Source organism: Pseudoalteromonas sp. CF6-2, assembly GCF_021729425.1.
Classification (GTDB): Bacteria; Pseudomonadota; Gammaproteobacteria; order Enterobacterales; family Alteromonadaceae; genus Pseudoalteromonas; species Pseudoalteromonas arabiensis.
On sequence record NZ_CP091442.1, the window covers coordinates 2,241,944 to 2,258,229 of the forward strand.

10 protein-coding genes and 15 tRNA genes are annotated in these 16,286 nt (G+C 40.8%); 10 read left to right on the forward strand and 15 right to left on the reverse strand.

Features of this window, described 5'->3' with window-relative positions; genetic code table 11:
• Positions 1-33 precede the first annotated feature (33 nt).
• A complete protein-coding gene (gene nth / locus L3Q70_RS10375) occupies positions 34-666 on the forward strand; it encodes an endonuclease III (RefSeq protein ID WP_237114230.1) in 633 nt (210 codons plus the stop codon).
• Between the two features lie 325 nt (positions 667-991).
• On the opposite strand, the gene L3Q70_RS10380 is transcribed toward nth, so the two are convergent.
• Together L3Q70_RS10380 and L3Q70_RS10385 are read right to left on the reverse strand one after the other, a co-directional pair.
• Positions 992-1,216 carry a type II toxin-antitoxin system ParD family antitoxin gene (locus tag L3Q70_RS10380; RefSeq protein ID WP_237114231.1) on the reverse strand — a complete coding sequence of 75 codons (225 nt, stop codon included), beginning with the start codon at positions 1,214-1,216 and terminating at the stop codon, positions 992-994.
• Positions 1,217-1,412: 196 nt separating this feature from the next.
• Positions 1,413-2,951, reverse strand: coding sequence for a serine carboxypeptidase (locus L3Q70_RS10385; RefSeq protein WP_237114232.1), 1,539 nt, complete (start codon positions 2,949-2,951; stop codon positions 1,413-1,415).
• Positions 2,952-3,355: 404 nt separating this feature from the next.
• Here L3Q70_RS10385 and L3Q70_RS10390 point away from each other — a divergent pair, with 404 nt between their 5' ends.
• Positions 3,356-5,263 carry an aminotransferase class V-fold PLP-dependent enzyme gene (locus tag L3Q70_RS10390; RefSeq protein WP_237114233.1) on the forward strand — a complete coding sequence of 636 codons (1,908 nt, stop codon included), beginning with the start codon at positions 3,356-3,358 and terminating at the stop codon, positions 5,261-5,263.
• A 238-nt stretch (positions 5,264-5,501) separates the two neighbouring features.
• Positions 5,502-5,900, forward strand: a complete 399-nt coding sequence (gene gloA, locus L3Q70_RS10395; protein ID WP_062569974.1) for a lactoylglutathione lyase — start codon at positions 5,502-5,504, stop codon at positions 5,898-5,900.
• A 21-nt stretch (positions 5,901-5,921) separates the two neighbouring features.
• Here gloA and L3Q70_RS10400 read toward each other — a convergent pair whose 3' ends face one another.
• The 13 genes from L3Q70_RS10400 to L3Q70_RS10460 all read right to left on the reverse strand — a co-directional run bounded on the left by L3Q70_RS10400 (position 5,922) and on the right by L3Q70_RS10460 (position 14,323).
• Positions 5,922-8,153, reverse strand: coding sequence for an ATP-binding protein (locus L3Q70_RS10400; RefSeq protein WP_237114234.1), 2,232 nt, complete (start codon positions 8,151-8,153; stop codon positions 5,922-5,924).
• Positions 8,150-9,313: an extracellular solute-binding protein gene (locus L3Q70_RS10405; protein ID WP_062569972.1), complete on the reverse strand. Its 1,164-nt coding sequence runs from the start codon at positions 9,311-9,313 to the stop codon at positions 8,150-8,152. Before L3Q70_RS10405 ends, L3Q70_RS10400 begins: the two co-directional genes overlap by 4 nt.
• A gap of 67 nt (positions 9,314-9,380) precedes the next feature.
• Complete coding sequence (locus L3Q70_RS10410) at positions 9,381-10,526, reverse strand: ABC transporter permease (RefSeq protein WP_062570047.1); 1,146 nt, start codon at positions 10,524-10,526, stop codon at positions 9,381-9,383.
• 5 nt (positions 10,527-10,531) lie between these two features.
• Positions 10,532-11,458: an ABC transporter ATP-binding protein gene (locus L3Q70_RS10415; protein ID WP_193987520.1), complete on the reverse strand. Its 927-nt coding sequence runs from the start codon at positions 11,456-11,458 to the stop codon at positions 10,532-10,534.
• Entirely contained in the window at positions 11,455-12,402 is a 948-nt protein-coding gene (locus L3Q70_RS10420) for an HlyD family efflux transporter periplasmic adaptor subunit (RefSeq protein WP_062569970.1), read from the reverse strand. Before L3Q70_RS10420 ends, L3Q70_RS10415 begins: the two co-directional genes overlap by 4 nt.
• A 221-nt stretch (positions 12,403-12,623) precedes the next feature.
• Positions 12,624-12,699 (reverse strand) — tRNA-Glu (locus tag L3Q70_RS10425).
• 167 nt (positions 12,700-12,866) lie between these two features.
• Positions 12,867-12,942: transfer RNA gene (locus L3Q70_RS10430), tRNA-Glu, on the reverse strand.
• A 167-nt stretch (positions 12,943-13,109) separates the two neighbouring features.
• A tRNA-Glu gene (locus tag L3Q70_RS10435) sits at positions 13,110-13,185 on the reverse strand.
• A 256-nt stretch (positions 13,186-13,441) separates the two neighbouring features.
• Positions 13,442-13,517, reverse strand: a tRNA-Glu gene (locus tag L3Q70_RS10440).
• A 167-nt stretch (positions 13,518-13,684) separates the two neighbouring features.
• A tRNA-Glu gene (locus tag L3Q70_RS10445) sits at positions 13,685-13,760 on the reverse strand.
• Between the two features lie 167 nt (positions 13,761-13,927).
• A tRNA-Glu gene (locus tag L3Q70_RS10450) sits at positions 13,928-14,003 on the reverse strand.
• A 129-nt stretch (positions 14,004-14,132) separates the two neighbouring features.
• A tRNA-Glu gene (locus L3Q70_RS10455) sits at positions 14,133-14,208 on the reverse strand.
• A 39-nt stretch (positions 14,209-14,247) separates the two neighbouring features.
• A tRNA-Ala gene (locus L3Q70_RS10460) sits at positions 14,248-14,323 on the reverse strand.
• Between the two features lie 651 nt (positions 14,324-14,974).
• Between L3Q70_RS10460 and L3Q70_RS10465 the strand changes: the two genes are divergently transcribed.
• The 7 genes from L3Q70_RS10465 (at position 14,975) to L3Q70_RS10495 (ending at position 15,899) form a co-directional block, all read left to right on the forward strand.
• A tRNA-Val gene (locus L3Q70_RS10465) sits at positions 14,975-15,050 on the forward strand.
• 36 nt (positions 15,051-15,086) lie between these two features.
• A tRNA-Val gene (locus L3Q70_RS10470) sits at positions 15,087-15,162 on the forward strand.
• 67 nt (positions 15,163-15,229) lie between these two features.
• Positions 15,230-15,305, forward strand: a tRNA-Val gene (locus tag L3Q70_RS10475).
• A 38-nt stretch (positions 15,306-15,343) separates the two neighbouring features.
• Positions 15,344-15,419, forward strand: a tRNA-Val gene (locus L3Q70_RS10480).
• A gap of 39 nt (positions 15,420-15,458) precedes the next feature.
• A tRNA-Val gene (locus tag L3Q70_RS10485) sits at positions 15,459-15,534 on the forward strand.
• A 113-nt stretch (positions 15,535-15,647) separates the two neighbouring features.
• Positions 15,648-15,723, forward strand: a tRNA-Val gene (locus tag L3Q70_RS10490).
• Between the two features lie 100 nt (positions 15,724-15,823).
• Positions 15,824-15,899, forward strand: a tRNA-Val gene (locus tag L3Q70_RS10495).
• Positions 15,900-16,286: the final 387 nt, after the last annotated feature.

The window sequence follows — 16,286 nt, forward strand, 5'->3', positions numbered from 1 at the left end:
GCACGCACCGTCACTGCGTGCTTTACACTCACCATGAATAAAGAAAAACGTTATGAGATCTTATCTCGTCTTCGTGAGCAAAATCCGCACCCAGAAACAGAGCTTGAATACTCAAGCCCATTTGAGTTATTGGTTGCTGTAACCTTATCAGCACAAGCAACGGATGTAGGTGTTAATAAAGCTACACGCAAACTGTTTCCTGTTGCTAATACGCCACAAGCGATTTTAGATTTAGGCCTTGAAGCCCTACGTGACTACATTAAAACGATTGGTTTATTTAACTCAAAAGCCAACAACGTTTATAAAATGTGTGAGATTCTGGTTAATAAGCATAACTCAGAAGTGCCCGAAAACCGTGAAGCCCTTGAAGCCCTCCCTGGTGTGGGTAGAAAAACAGCGAATGTCGTATTAAATACGGCCTTTGGCTGGCCGACAATTGCAGTCGACACTCATATTTTTCGCGTATCAAATCGCACAAAATTCGCCATGGGTAAAGATGTAGTTGCTGTAGAACAAAAGCTAGAAAAAGTGGTACCTAAAGAATTTAAAGTCGATGTGCACCACTGGTTAATTCTTCATGGTCGCTATGTGTGTACTGCTCGTAAACCTAAATGTGGCAGCTGTATTATTGAAGACTTGTGTGAGTTTAAAGAGAAAATGGAATAATTAAGTATTATTGCGGACCTGCATTAGCTAGTTAGGTGTAGTTGAACCTTCATTTGATGATGCAGAATTCTCACAATGAAAATATCGTTGGCTCTTTTTTTAAAAAAGATGTAGTGCTTTCGAAATATATACCGAGAATATCCGGGGTTGATATCGCTAACATCTTGAGCAAGGCTCGGCTCAGTAGACAAAGCCATTAGCGTTTCATGAATTCCGAGCAAATAGTTTTCTGCTTGAGAAACACCAAATTCAATTTCGGTGTACTGAAAAATACGCTCCAAGTCATGCTGAGCTTTATTAGATAGAGTATATTTAGCCATTCGCTTTAAGTTTTGTTTTTAGATTTGGATATAATATCTAAAACCGTTAACTTACTCTCACCACTTAGTTCACCCTCTACTAATGCCATTTTAATAGCATCTTTTTCACTCTGATTATGGCGGATCAAATCGCGGATATAATCACTTGCATTTGAGAATCGACCTGACTCAACTTGGGCATCAATCCATGAGCGCATTTCATCTGGAATAGAGATATTTAAAGTTGCCATAGTTAATTCCTATATATTTACAGTCATTAATTATGGCAGATATTGGCAAACATTGACAACAAATATGGTCGGTGAGCACCAATGGTTAATCGTTTTTAGGCGCTATATGTGTAACATTCTTAACCTTTTCGATCACTCCATAAGCTCATTTTGCACATTGTGCCAAACACAAGACTTGGCACAATGTGCCTAGCCATTATCGTGGGTTTTGGCTCACCTGCTTTTTAATAAACTCTCGCGTATCATTTAACAGCGATACTCTTGCTGGTTCGTGAACATACATCATGTGACCGCCGTGATAATAGTGATAGTCAATTTTATCAGCGTATATACCGTGTCTGTTCAAGGTGTATTCTGCATCAAAAAATGGCGTGACAATATCGTAATACCCTGAGGCAACCATCACTTTCATTTGTGGATTGCTGCGAAGCACATAAGATAAATCTGGCGCTGTGTTGACGTATCTTGGCTCCCATCCTTGTCCATCAGGAGCAGTACGCCAGCGCCAGTTATCTGATAACTCAGGATCGCCTGGGTTTAAGTATTTTCTTTTCCACTGTATGTTTAAATCTGTGCGCATGTATTTCATCAGTGCCGCTTTATATGCTGGCCCTATCACTTTTGACGCATCTTGCTTAGGAGCCGCGGTTAAATCGTCTCGTTCATCAAGCTTATAACGTCCATCAAGAAAGCCGATGGCGACTCCCTCATCACGCAATAACTCTTTAGCGAATCTAAAGGCGTTAATGCGTAAATCAACCTGCTCAATATATTGTTTGCTTAACCCTGTATAACGGTGAAGACCGTCAACTATTCGCGTTCTGTCAGTGGTACTAAGCGCATTCCCCTTAAATAAGGCTGGTAATAATTCATCAACAGCAAATTGTCGGCTCGCATCAATAAAAGCTTCAAAATCTCCGGATGTGTCTACTTTTTTATGATACCAAGCAGTTGCAGCAAGTGTGGGTATGTACGTGATGTAAGATATGATGTTGTCGTCTACATAAGGGCTTGAACCTTGATAGTCTAAAGCTTGTGACACAAAAATAATGCCATTTACATTAATCAGGTGTTTATCCATCAGTACTTTAGAAACCGCTGCTGCTCGAGTTGTACCATAGCTCTCTCCCAATAAAAATATTGGCGCATTCCAGCGGTTTTCTTTTGTTAACCACTGGGCAATGAAATCAGCAATAGAGGCTGCATCTTGATTTAAGCCCCAAAAAGCTTTGCTTTCAGTGTCACCTAATGCGCGCGAGTAACCTGTACCAACAGGGTCCACAAACACCATATCAGTCACATCAAGTATCGTCTCTGACGCATCTTTTAATTCGTAAGGAGCCAACCGAGGATCCGTTGCATCACTTGGTACCACGACTCGTTTAGGTCCATATGCGCCCATATGTAACCAATTAGACGATGAGCCTGGGCCACCATTCCAAATAAATGTAATCGGTCTGTTCTTGTTGTCGTCTGCGGCAATGTAATCAAATGAAAAGATAGCTGCAGTAGGCTCTTCGTTTTTGTTTAATAAATAAGTTTCACCGGCTACAGCTTTGTATTTCAGCTTTGTACCATTAAAGGTGCCTTTATGCTGGGTAACGAATTCAGTCGCTTTGGGTGTCGACTTCTGATTGTTGTTTAATTTTGATATTTCATCTGCAATAACCGCGTTTGTACAAAACGCAAACAATATAGAGATGACTACGGTTTTAAAATTGGCAAAATTCGCCATGTTTTATTCTCCTTCGCAGGCTTATCTTTATTTTTATCTGTACATGGCTTGAGTGGCTTTTACACTCACTCTTTACATGAGCATTTTTTCGAGTAGGAAGTCATCCTACTATTTAGCAGAGTAAATGCCCTTTATTCACTCAGTGCTTTATTAATCTTTTACTTAAGCAATTACTTTTACAGCAAGAACATGTAATTTCAACTGTCTGCGACTAACACGTAGAAAAAGCCTATAAGTATAGTTGTAGATTCTTATAACGCTTTTTAAAGGGTCACTTTGTAAAACATTGCCCTAGCAAAAAAGCACAATCTGTATCGGAACAAAAAATATCAAAGTATTAATTTCACAAGCTCCAATCCTTTCGTTATGCTGTTGAGTAATGTGAAATTTTTATGAGAGTTGCTATGTTACCTTTACTTCGTATCTTGTTAATTGAGCAAGATCCTGCCACCTTGCAAGAGCTTTCAACGAACCTAGCAAAAACAATCCCTAATTTTGAGCGTAATGATGTAGATATCGACATTATTGAATGCACTGAGCTCAAGCAAGCGTTGAAATGTGTAGAGGAAGATGGCGATATTCAAGCTGTAGTACTTAGTTGGGATGTACTGAACAATGGCGAGCGCACCTATAGTCGCTTTATCGAGCAATTAAAAGGCATACGCCTTGAGCTGCCTGTCTATGTTATCGGTGACGATACGAAAGGCTTGGAGATAGTCAACGAGTCAGAAGAAATTGAATCTTTCTTTTTTAAAGACGAGGTCATTTCAGACCCTGAAGCAATCTTGGGCTATATGATCAATGACTTTGATGACCGTTCAGAAACTCCATTTTGGACCGCTTACCGTCGTTATGTCGGTGAATCGAACGATTCATGGCACACTCCTGGTCACAGTGGCGGCGCTAGCTTTAGAAACTCTCCGTATATTAAAGACTTTTATCAGTTTTATGGTCGTAATGTATTTGTTGGCGACCTATCAGTTTCTGTGGATTCGCTCGGTTCATTATCAGACAGCACCAATACAATAGGCCGCTCTCAAGAATCAGCAGCGGCGACTTTTGAAGTAAAACATACGTACTTTGTTACTAACGGCTCATCCACTTCAAATAAGATTATTTTGCAAACTTTGCTGCGTAAAGGCGATAAGGTGATTATCGACCGAAACTGCCATAAATCAGTACACTATGGCATTTTGCAATCGGCTAGTTTACCTATCTATTTGTCGAGTATTTTAAATCCTAAATATGGTATTTTCGCGCCCCCTTCATTGGCCGACATCAAACAAGCGATTGAACAAAACACCGATGCTAAATTATTGGTTTTAACTGGCTGTACCTACGATGGCCTACTTAGCGATTTAAAACAAGTGGTTGAATTTGCTCATCAGCACGGTATTAAAGTGTTTATCGACGAAGCGTGGTTTGCTTACTCGCTTTTCCATCCAAGTTTACGCCACTACTCGGCTATTAATGCGGGTGCAGATTATGTTACCCATTCGGCACATAAAGTGGTTTCTGCGTTCTCTCAGGCGTCTTATATTCATGTTAACGACCCTGATTTCGATGCCGATTTTTTCCGTGAGATCTACAGTATTTACGCCAGCACCTCTCCAAAATATCAACTCATTGCCTCGCTGGATGTATGCCAAAAACAATTAGAGATGGAAGGTTATAAATTACTGAATGCCCTGCTGAATCACGTTGCAGAATTTAAGCAGCAAATGGCTTCACTAAAACATATAAAAGTGCTCGATAAGCAAGATTTCATGGATATATTCCCACATTTTAGTGGCGATAACATGGGTCATGACCCACTGAAAATTCTCATTGATATTAGTGAGTTACCTTATTCACTAAAAGATATTCATAAATTCCTGTTAGATGAAATAGGCCTTGAAATAGAAAAGTACACGCACAGCACTATCTTAGTTTTACTGACTCTTGGCGGTACACGCTCAAAGATCATTCGTCTTTACAACGCGCTGAAGAAACTCGATAGCGGTAAAGTAAAACTCGCCACCTCAATGAGACGCGCTCGCTTACCAGAGAATCTGCCTGCTATAGACTTGGCCTGTATTCCAAGTGATGCGTTTTATGGCGAACGCGAATCTGTGCCTATTAGTAAAAGTAACAACCGCATTTGTGCCGGATTAGTGACGCCTTACCCTCCCGGTATCCCACTTTTAGTACCAGGGCAGCATATCACTAATGAACATATCGAATACCTTAAAGAGTTAGCGGGACAAGGTCTGACAATTCAAGGGAGCTTTGATGGCGAAATTTATGTGCTTAAAGGTAAAGTGAAGACCTAAGCTTATACTTCAATACCCCAGTGTTATGCAGCTCCCCTATTTATTGCTGCATAACATTTCCCCTAGCCATAGCAAAAGCATCGTTATTAATTTAACAGCGTGGACTCTACGCTTTATCTCAATGCTACTGTGTAAGCAATCAAAATAACTTATAATCCATTTTTAAGAGTTTTAATACGCAGCCTTACTGCGTTATTAGAATTGTGCGAATTTAAAGACAAGAAAGAGGATGCTTAAAATGCGCTTATTACACACAATGCTTCGCGTTGCTGATTTAGACAAATCAATTGAATTTTATACGCAGGTATTAGGTATGAAAGAACTGCGCCGTGCAGACAATGAAGAGTACCGCTACACCCTTGCTTTTGTCGGTTATGGTGACGAAAAAGATGCAACTGTGCTTGAGCTTACTTATAACTGGGATACTGACAGCTATGATCTAGGTAATGCATATGGCCATATTGCTATCGAGTTTGATGACATTTATAAAGCATGCGACGACATTAAAGCTGCTGGCGGTAATGTTAGCCGTGAGCCAGGCCCTGTAAAAGGCGGCACAACTGAAATTGCTTTTGTTAAAGACCCTGATGGCTATGCAATTGAGCTTATTCAGAAAAAAGACAATAACGCATTCTAATTGTAATGGCTATTTCTGCTGTTAATTTTGCTGAAATAGCCATTTTGCTAATGCTAGCTCCAATTCCTCAAAGTTAATTGGTTTAGCAATATGGTCACTGATCCCCATCGCAATGCTTTTATTTATATCCTCTTTCATTGCGTTCGCGCTGACAGCAATAATAGGTGTATTAAAACCCTTTTTATTTAGCAAAATCTTGCTGGCTGTTAAACCATCCATTACAGGCATTTGAATATCCATTAGGATTAAAGCGTACTCTTTATTTGATGCTTTATCGCACGCTACTTGTCCGTTATCCGCAAGTTCATATTTAAGCCCTAATTGTGCTAAATATTTTGTAATCACAATTTGGTTAATAGGGTTATCTTCTGCAATTAGGAGTGGCTGTTCTACCACAGAAAAATCGTTCCTTGACCTATCAGCCTTTTGCTCAACTTGCTGTATATTAAGGTCTTCTAAAACTGTTTCAAAATCGACTTGAATTGTAAAAATAGTGCCCTTACCAAGCTCACTATTAATGTTTATTTTCCCTTCCATTAAATCGATTAAACCTTTACTTATGGCCAGCCCAAGGCCAGTGCCGCCATATTCTCTGGTTATATTGCTCTGAGCTTGAACAAAGGGGTTAAATAACGCGTTAATTTTATCTTCAGCAATACCTATGCCGGTGTCTTTTACAGCAAATTCAACCCTTGTTTTTTCATTGCTTTGGTGAACCACATTAAGTGATAAAGTGATTTCTCCTTGCTTTGTGAATTTTACTGCATTGGAGAGTAAGTTGATCAGCACTTGTTTAACACGTATCTCATCACACTCAACGGTTAAAGTTTCAAGTTTATCGACATCAAGCCGGCATACGATCCCTTTAGCATCACAACTCGGTTTAAACAATAAAATAAGATCATTGCACAGAGCGACTAAATCACATTGGCGGTGCTCAAGCTCAATTTTATTGGCTTCAATTTTCGAGAAATCTAGAATGTCATTAATAACGGTTAGTAAAACATCACTGCAATTATTAATTTGCCTAACAAAGTCAGTTTGATCTTGGTTTAACTCACTTTTATTTAGTAACTGCAAAAACCCTACAATCCCATTCATTGGCGTTCTAATTTCATGGCTCATGTTTGCCAAAAACTGACTTTTAACTTGCTCTGAGTGCTCTGCCCTAATTTTCTCTAACTGCAATGACGTAATTTGTATATCAATAGTTTCGGCCATACTATTGAGGGAATCTGCAATATCTTTAAACTCTTGATAGTGAAAATTATTTTGAACTTGTTTGTAATTCCCTAATGCAAACTCCCGACTTATTGCTGCAATGCGATTTAATGGATTATGCAGTCGCAGAGTTAACCAACGAACTAGCAGAAATGAGATTATAAACAGCGTAATTATCAACCCTGCTGCCATCACAGCGGTTTGTTTGACCGCGGTTGTATAGGCTGACTCTGTTTCATTTATCTTAAAAAGTAAAGGGCTCAAGGCATTGTCAAATATCACACGATTAATAGTCGCTTCTGATGACAATTGAGCTTTATCTAAAGCATTTCCTAAGCTATATAAGACTTGCTCTTTTACCTTCAACTGAACTTGCTTACCCGTTTGATAAATAGGTTGTTCATTATGTTTTGCAAGCCACTTAACGGCCTCTGACAAAGGAATAAATGATACTAAGACACCTGTTTTTTTAATTGGCTCACTGAGTGAATCTTGCTCATTTAACAGTGTTGAAGTAATCGCTAACAAGGCACTATGCTTTGTGTCTTGTTGAGTAAAAAGTTCATTAAGATGTATGTTATCCAAAACTTGAATCGTGTTTTGATTATCTAGAATTTGGCTGTTTTCTAAAATTTGTTTGGTCAGTGAATAATTAAGTGTTAGCGATGTTATTGGGTAACCTTCGACTATAAAGCCTTGATTATCTATCACAATCGCAGCACTTATTTGCGGGTTAGTATTAACAAACTCCTGTAACTGCATGAGTGCAAACTGTGAATAAACTACTTTGTCAGGTAATTCCGCAATTGCCTTTGTATTGCTAAGTACTTGGCTATTCTTTTCAAGTTTAAAAAATAATTGCTCTAAACTTGCTGCGTTATTTCTTGCTTGCCATTGCAAACTGGTGTTTGCTTGCTCGATTGAATTTAAATAGAAACGCCCTATCATCAAAGCAGCAAGTATGAGTAATGGGGTGATAACAAGTAGTAACACACTAAAAAACAGTGCCCGACTAAAACGAGGGTTTTTCATTGCACCCCATCATTTGCAATTGAACGTTCAGCAAGGCCTTGCATAAATTGCCCCGTTTGTTCAGCTGTTAACGCTCCGCTGCCAAAACGTGAAAAACCTTTATTAAGCACCTCCCAAACAATTATCATGGTTGCCGTTGAGGGCATAGGCTTTGTTTCTTTTAAAGCATCAACTAGCGTGCCAAATACAGTCCCTTGTTCGTTTTTAAGATGCTCTAACACCTCTATATTTACAGGTATATCACTAATTTCCTGCCAGATTAAGCGCTGAAAAGATGCTTCTTGAGCCAACTTGGCAAACTTACGTAAATTATCTTTATTTGGGCCATTAAGGCTATCGTTTGGAAAGGCAAGAACAAAGGTTGAATAGTAAGGTTGCATCACTCGCCCATTGAGAGAAGGCAAAGGTTGCACTGACAGATTTTCACCAAGTGCTTGCTGATAAGTGTTGAGTGCCCATGCTCCGTTAACAATAAACGCGGCTTTTTGTTGCTGAAATGCTTGATGAGAACACGCATAGTCACACTGACTATCAACAATGTCTCGCGCATTTAAACCCCAAACAAAACGTAGCGCATCATGCATAGAAGGTGTGTTAAGTTGAGCTTGGCCGTCAGCTATCAAATTACCTTCAAAAGCACTTAAAAATGGAATAAACCAATACATTTCCATGAAGCTCCACGTTATTAATTTTACGTGGCTTGGTAATGTAGGTTTCAATTTTTCAATATCTTGCCAATCGGTAACAGGGGATTTTATAAATTTAGAGTTATAAAAAAGTAGCAGGTGGTTACCTTGTATTATAGGAATGCCGATTAGCTTTCCTGACACCCTTGCTGTGTCTAAAGTTCGTTTATCTGTTGTCTGGGCGATTAAAGAAGCTGGGATCTCACTAAAGTTAGCATACTCACTAAGCCCTAGGTGATCTGCGGGTACAATAATAACATCAGTCATATTAGAAGTATGTGCATTTTGCACCAAGCGCACTTTTAACGCTTTTTGATCAACAAAAACCGAGTGAATTGTTAAACCACTTTGCTCTGCAAGCTTACCGAACAACTGACTGAAGTTTTCATGCTTCATTGTATGGGCTAGATTAATGGTTTTTGCATGACTATTAAATACTGCAAAAAATAACAATCCCCAAACTATTTGCTGCACGCTGAAATCTACTTAACAAAAGATAAAATTATCTTTAGTTAAGCACAATTGTTCAAAATTGCCTAGTTTAATCAAGGGTTTTCTTAAACCGGAAAGCGGCAACCGCTAAACCAAAAAACGTAAAAGCAGTTAGCCAAAGTAAATCGCTGCTCATACTCATTAAATTGACATCTCTTAACACTATTCCTCTGATTAACCTTAAATAGTGAGTTGCAGGTAAGCTCTCAGCAAGCCACTGCGCCACCTTTGGCATGCCTTCATAGGGAAATACAAAGCCCGACAATAAAATCGAGGGTAACAGAATGAAAATTGTCATTTGCATGGCTTGAAGCTGGTTTTTAGCGATGGTCGAAAGTACTAAGCCAAGCACTAAACTGGCACATATAAAAGCAAAGGTTGCGACAACCAATGCGACTAAACCACCTCCAAAAGGAATATGAAACAAGAGCTTACCCATGCCTAAAATAATAAATAACTGAATAAAACCAATGAAGATATAAGGAACCACTTTACCAATCATCAATTCCAGTGAGCTTAAAGGTAAGGTGATTAAGAGCTCCATATTACCTCGTTCTTGCTCTTTAACAATTGCAGCAGAGGTGAACATAATCATAGTCATGGTTAAAATGACAGCAGCTAAACCTGGCACAATATTCACCGCAGAGCGTTGCTCTGGGTTATAAAATAAGGTTGTCTCAAAGGTTGGGTAAGTTCTATTTGCAGGCTTATCGAGCAGCTCTGCAAGCGGCATATTGCGCAGCGATTTTATGCTCGACGCTACCATTGTATCTGAGCCATCAACTAACCAATGCGCAATTGGCCTTACTAACGACTCATTACTGCCATCAGGCAATCCAAAACCAACGGTTGGGTGCTGAGCAAGTCGGTTTGCCACATCATGGGGTATAAACATCACAGCACGCACTTTCGCACTGGCGATTGCTGTTTGTGCTTGCTCAATACTGTTGTAATAATCCGTCACTTTAACCACATTTGTTGCAGATACTGTTTGTACTAATATGCGACTTAGGGCAGTTTGGCTATGATCGACCACTGCAACAGGGATATCTTTAACGTTAGTGTTAATAGCATAGCCAAATAGAATCAGCTGGATAAGAGGGATCATCACCACCATCGCAAATGTCATTCGATCGCGGCGTAATTGTAATAATTCTTTGCTTACAATTGCTTTTATACGGCTTAATGAAGTCATAATATTCATTGTCTGCCCTGCCCTGTGCAGGTGACAAACACGTCTTCTAGGCTTGGGCGAACACGATTTACTTGCCATGTATCCTGACAAAATGATTGCTGTTTTATGAACTCAACGGGATCTTGAATATCTTTTTTCACTAATACTCGCAATTGTGCACCTAACTGAGTGGCTGAAATAACATGGTCGATTGTTGCGAGCTGTTTTTTTAATTCTCTGGTTTGCGCCCCTGCTATTTCTACCACATGAGCGTGCATGTCTGTCATTAATTGCTTTGGCGAGCCATCCGCGCGTTTAATACCTGATTCTAAAATGGCTAAACGATGACAGCGCTCAGCTTCATCCATGTAATGAGTAGTGACTAATATCGTGGTACCGGCATTACTTAAATCAAACAGTGTTTCCCAAAAGTCACGGCGATTTTGTGGATCGACTGCCGATGTTGGTTCATCAAGAAATAAAATTTTCGGTTTATTAATCACTGCCGCAGCCAATGCTAAGCGCTGCCGTTGTCCCCCACTCATACTTCCGGCCATTTGATCTACTCTTTGATCAAGGCCATAGGTATGGAGTAATTCGTCAATTCTTTGTTGTTTTTGCTGCTTTTTAAACGGGTAAAGCGCCGCCATGAACTTTAGGTTTTCAAGTACGGTCAAGTCGCTATAAAGTGAAAACTTTTGCGTCATATAACCAAGTTGTGTCCTGAGCTTTTCAGCATCTTTTGGCAGACTCAAGCCAAGCACATTGATATCACCAGAGGTTGGCTTCAATAGCCCCGTAAGCATACGGATTGCGGTCGTTTTACCACAGCCATTAGGGCCCAAAAAGCCATAAATTTGCCCTTGCTCAATGTCTAGATCAAGGTTATCAATCGCTTTTAAATCGCCAAATTGTTTTACCAAACCTTTGGCCTGGATCACCGATTCAGTCATGGCATAATCACTTGAGCAGGTACGCCTGTCGGCAAGTTACTTTCACTTGCGGGTAGTGTTACCTCTGCAAGATACATTAATCGTGCACGCTCTTCCTGATTAAGAGCATAAAAAGGCGTGAACGCCGGCTCTGTGGCAATCCAGGTCAGTTCACCCTGAATATCTTTATCTATGCCATCGACACGAACCGTAAGTGTCATGCCCTGATTGAGCTTGGCACGATATGGCTCTGGGATATACACGCGTGCGTAAGGTGCGCTGTTCGCTTGAATAATAACGACTGGGCTGCCTTTAGTAACTCGCTCACCTACGTGCCAAGGCAAATTATCGACTCTGCCAGCACGCATCGCTTTAACTGTCAGATCTGAGAGGTATTTTTGCTGTACTTTTAGTTCTGCTTCTGCCGCCTGAACTTGCGCTTTTGCACTATTAATATCTTCAACACGCGAGCCGTTTGTTAGCTCATTTAAGTTCTGCTTTGCTGATTCTAAATTAGCAAAAGTCTCATCTCGTGCAGCGATTGCACTGTCTAAGGTTTCTTGGCTTGCGAGTTTATCTTTAACTAAGGTTTTTGCACGGCGAAAATTAGCTTCACTTTGCGTATATGCAGCATTGGCTGCTGCTACTTTGGCTGATGCACCAGCAACTTCTTCGGGGCGAGCACCATTCAAGGTTTTTTCTAGAAATGCTGAGGCTTGAGCTAGTTGTGCTTGCGCTTTGGCAACAATCGCTTGCTGAAGTTCGGCATCGAACTTTGCAATCACTTGCCCTTTTTCAACCAACTGACCTGCTGAAACGGGTAGATCGATCAGTATTTCGTTAGTCGTTGCAGGATGGATCACACGCTCACGCTCAAGCGTTCCTAGCGCTACTCCCTCATTTGAGTCTGAGCAAGCAGTAATGACTAAAGAAATTAGTATGAGTACAACACGTTTAGCTAACATTTTAATTTCCTTATGGTTAGCTGATGAGTTGCTAAATACTATAAAGTATTAAAATGATCAGTAAAAGTGATCAATAGGAATTAAAGTTTTAGAAATATATTGGGTCTATATCGAAAGGATATATGGAGAATAAGGAGTATTTATTTGAAAAAGATTTTTTTCTACTTGAAATGAGATTACAAAAGATAATCTTGATAAAACGTTAACTTACTTAATGTAAGTGGCGTCCCCAAGGGGATTCGAACCCCTGTTACCGCCGTGAAAGGGCGGTGTCCTAGGCCTCTAGACGATGGGGACGCAGAAATTGGTTTGCAAATCACTGATTTGCTATTTCTGCGTAAGAGGAGACCGAGCCTGCGAGGCGGATGGCCTTAGCTTAAACAGAAAGTTTCTGTGTCACTAGGACAACTGAATAGTTAGGCTCGATTCAGACGAGCTTCTAATAACACAGCACTTAAAGTAAGTGGCGTCCCCAAGGGGATTCGAACCCCTGTTACCGCCGTGAAAGGGCGGTGTCCTAGGCCTCTAGACGATGGGGACGCAGAAATTGGTTTGCAAATCACTGATTTGCTATTTCTGCGTAAGATGAGACCGAGCCTGCGAGGCGAATGGCCTTAGCTTAAACAGAAAGTTTCTGTGTCACTAGGACAACTGAATAGTTAGACTCGATTCAGACGAGCTTTTAATAACACAGCACTTAAAGTAAGTGGCGTCCCCAAGGGGATTCGAACCCCTGTTACCGCCGTGAAAGGGCGGTGTCCTAGGCCTCTAGACGATGGGGACGCAGAAATTGGTTTGCAAATCACTGATTTGCTATTTCTGCGTAAGATGAGACCGAGCCTGCGAGGCGAATGGCCTTAGCTTAAACAGAAAGTTTCTGTGTCACTAGGACAACTGAATAGTTAGACTCGATTCAGACGAGCTTTTAATAACACAACACTTTAGTGAGTGGCGTCCCCAAGAGATTCGTACTCTTGATAACGTCGTGCATAGATTGCGCGGTATCACCGCCCCACTACACATAAACTACTTAAATAAGTGGCGTCCCCAAGGGGATTCGAACCCCTGTTACCGCCGTGAAAGGGCGGTGTCCTAGGCCTCTAGACGATGGGGACGCAGAAATTGGTTTGCAAATCACTGATTTGCTATTTCTGCGTAAGAGGAGACCGAGCCTGCGAGGCGAATGGCCTTAGCTTAAACAGAAAGTTTCTGTGTCACTAGGACAACTGAATAGTTAGGCTCGATTCAGACGAGCTTCTAATAACACAGCACTTAAAGTAAGTGGCGTCCCCAAGGGGATTCGAACCCCTGTTACCGCCGTGAAAGGGCGGTGTCCTAGGCCTCTAGACGATGGGGACACAAAATGTGTCACTAGGACAACTGAATAGTTAAACTCGATTCAGACGAGCTTTTAATAACACAGCACTTAAAATAAGTGGCGTCCCCAAGAGATTCGTACTCTTGATAACGTCGTGCGTAGATTGCGCGGTGTCACCGCCCACTACACATAAACTACTTAAATAAGTGGCGTCCCCAAGGGGATTCGAACCCCTGTTACCGCCGTGAAAGGGCGGTGTCCTAGGCCTCTAGACGATGGGGACACATAATGTGTCACTAGGACATTAAATGATAGTTTGACTCATATCGGAGTTAAGGTTACTAAAATAACATGCAAGTACTCGAGACTAACATATTTATTTACTGGCAATTGCTCACTTACTTAGAGTAAGTGGCGTCCCCAAGGGGATTCGAACCCCTGTTACCGCCGTGAAAGGGCGGTGTCCTAGGCCTCTAGACGATGGGGACGCAGAAAACTGCAACCCTAGGACAAACACTATGCAAATCTGGTGGAGCTATGCGGGATCGAACCGCAGACCTCTTCGCTGCCAGCGAAGCGCTCTCCCAGCTGAGCTATAGCCCCGACTTGCATAATACACACTACCAATTAACCTTGGCTGTGTATCGCTGAGTGCGGGGCGCATTCTATGCAGCCCCCCAAATAAAGTCAACAGTTTTTTATCGATGTTTATTTAAATGATTTAAATTTCAACAAGCTGACTAAATAACAGTCCATCGAGAAGATATTTTAAACACTTTGACAAATATCGATACCTTTTCATGATCAATGCGTAAGTTTGCATTGTCGATGCTCTTACTCGTCAGTGTACGCAGTTATAAAAGGTATACATTTATATGCAAAATAAGATTAAGAAAATATAGCCGTTAAAATAGCACTCTCCCCTACTGGGCTGCTTAACACTTTTAATGCAGCCTAGATTATCTGGTTTCCGAGCCCTCACTATTTATTTGTAATTTGGGCAAACTAGCTATAACCGAGCGATCTTTTCATATATATAAAAAGTGAAATATAAAATTGAGCCTTTTATAGCTTACTTATCATCTAATAAATAACTAAAACTGTGCAATTGTTCATCAAAACACACACAAAGCCCATGTGATTGTTTATAAAAGCTGCACCTAACACATTTTTACTCATTCAAGTGTTGACACATTTACAACTCTATCTATAATAGCGCCCCACAACAACGCAGCAATGAGTTGTTTTAGATATGGGTCGTTAGCTCAGTTGGGAGAGCATCGCCCTTACAAGGCGAGGGTCACTGGTTCAAGTCCAGTACGACCCACCATTATTCCCTAATGGTGTTCATATCTAAATTCTTAATGGGTCGTTAGCTCAGTTGGGAGAGCATCGCCCTTACAAGGCGAGGGTCACTGGTTCAAGTCCAGTACGACCCACCATTTACTTTCACTTTACAAAGAAAGTTTAGGTGGTCCTTTCATTAAGAAAATATGCTGTATGTAATATGGGTCGTTAGCTCAGTTGGGAGAGCATCGCCCTTACAAGGCGAGGGTCACTGGTTCAAGTCCAGTACGACCCACCATTTTAAAAATGGTGTTTCATATTACAAAAAATCTAAATGGGTCGTTAGCTCAGTTGGGAGAGCATCGCCCTTACAAGGCGAGGGTCACTGGTTCAAGTCCAGTACGACCCACCATTAATACTTAGTGGTGTTCTCATTTAGATTAATCTTCGCGGGTCGTTAGCTCAGTTGGGAGAGCATCGCCCTTACAAGGCGAGGGTCACTGGTTCAAGTCCAGTACGACCCACCATTTACTTTTTGAAGAAAAGAGCATCGCAACTCTTTACAACGGAAAGGCTCGGTGGTTAAGTTCAGTAAACCCCACCATTATCAAATAATGGAATGCGAAGAAAAAGATTATATGGGTCGTTAGCTCAGTTGGGAGAGCATCGCCCTTACAAGGCGAGGGTCACTGGTTCAAGTCCAGTACGACCCACCATTACTTTTTAAAGAAAAGAGCATCGCAACTCTTTACAACGAAAAGGCTCGGTGGTTAAGTTCAGTAAGACCAACCATTTAATCTTCAAAAATTTATATGTGGGTCGTTAGCTCAGTTGGGAGAGCATCGCCCTTACAAGGCGAGGGTCACTGGTTCAAGTCCAGTACGACCCACCACATATAACACTTCATTTAATACTTTCTTGTTTTGTTTCTAAATTAAAAAAGCATCGCCACTCTTTACAAAGCACAGGCTCGATGGTTTAAGTCCAGTAAGACCCACCACATATAAATACTTTCTTTAAAGACTTCATTTTTATCTCTAGCTTCAAAAGCATCGCCACTCTTTACAAAACACAGGCTCGATAGTTCAAGTCCAGTACGACCCACCACATATAACACTTCATTTAATACTTCCTTGTTTTGTTTCTAAATTAAAAAAGCATCGCCATTTTTTACAAAACACAGGCTCGATAGTTAAAGTCCAGTACGACCTAACACATATAAATATTTAACAGCTTTTCAATACCTGAAATTTAAATACTCAATTAAGCCATTATTTAG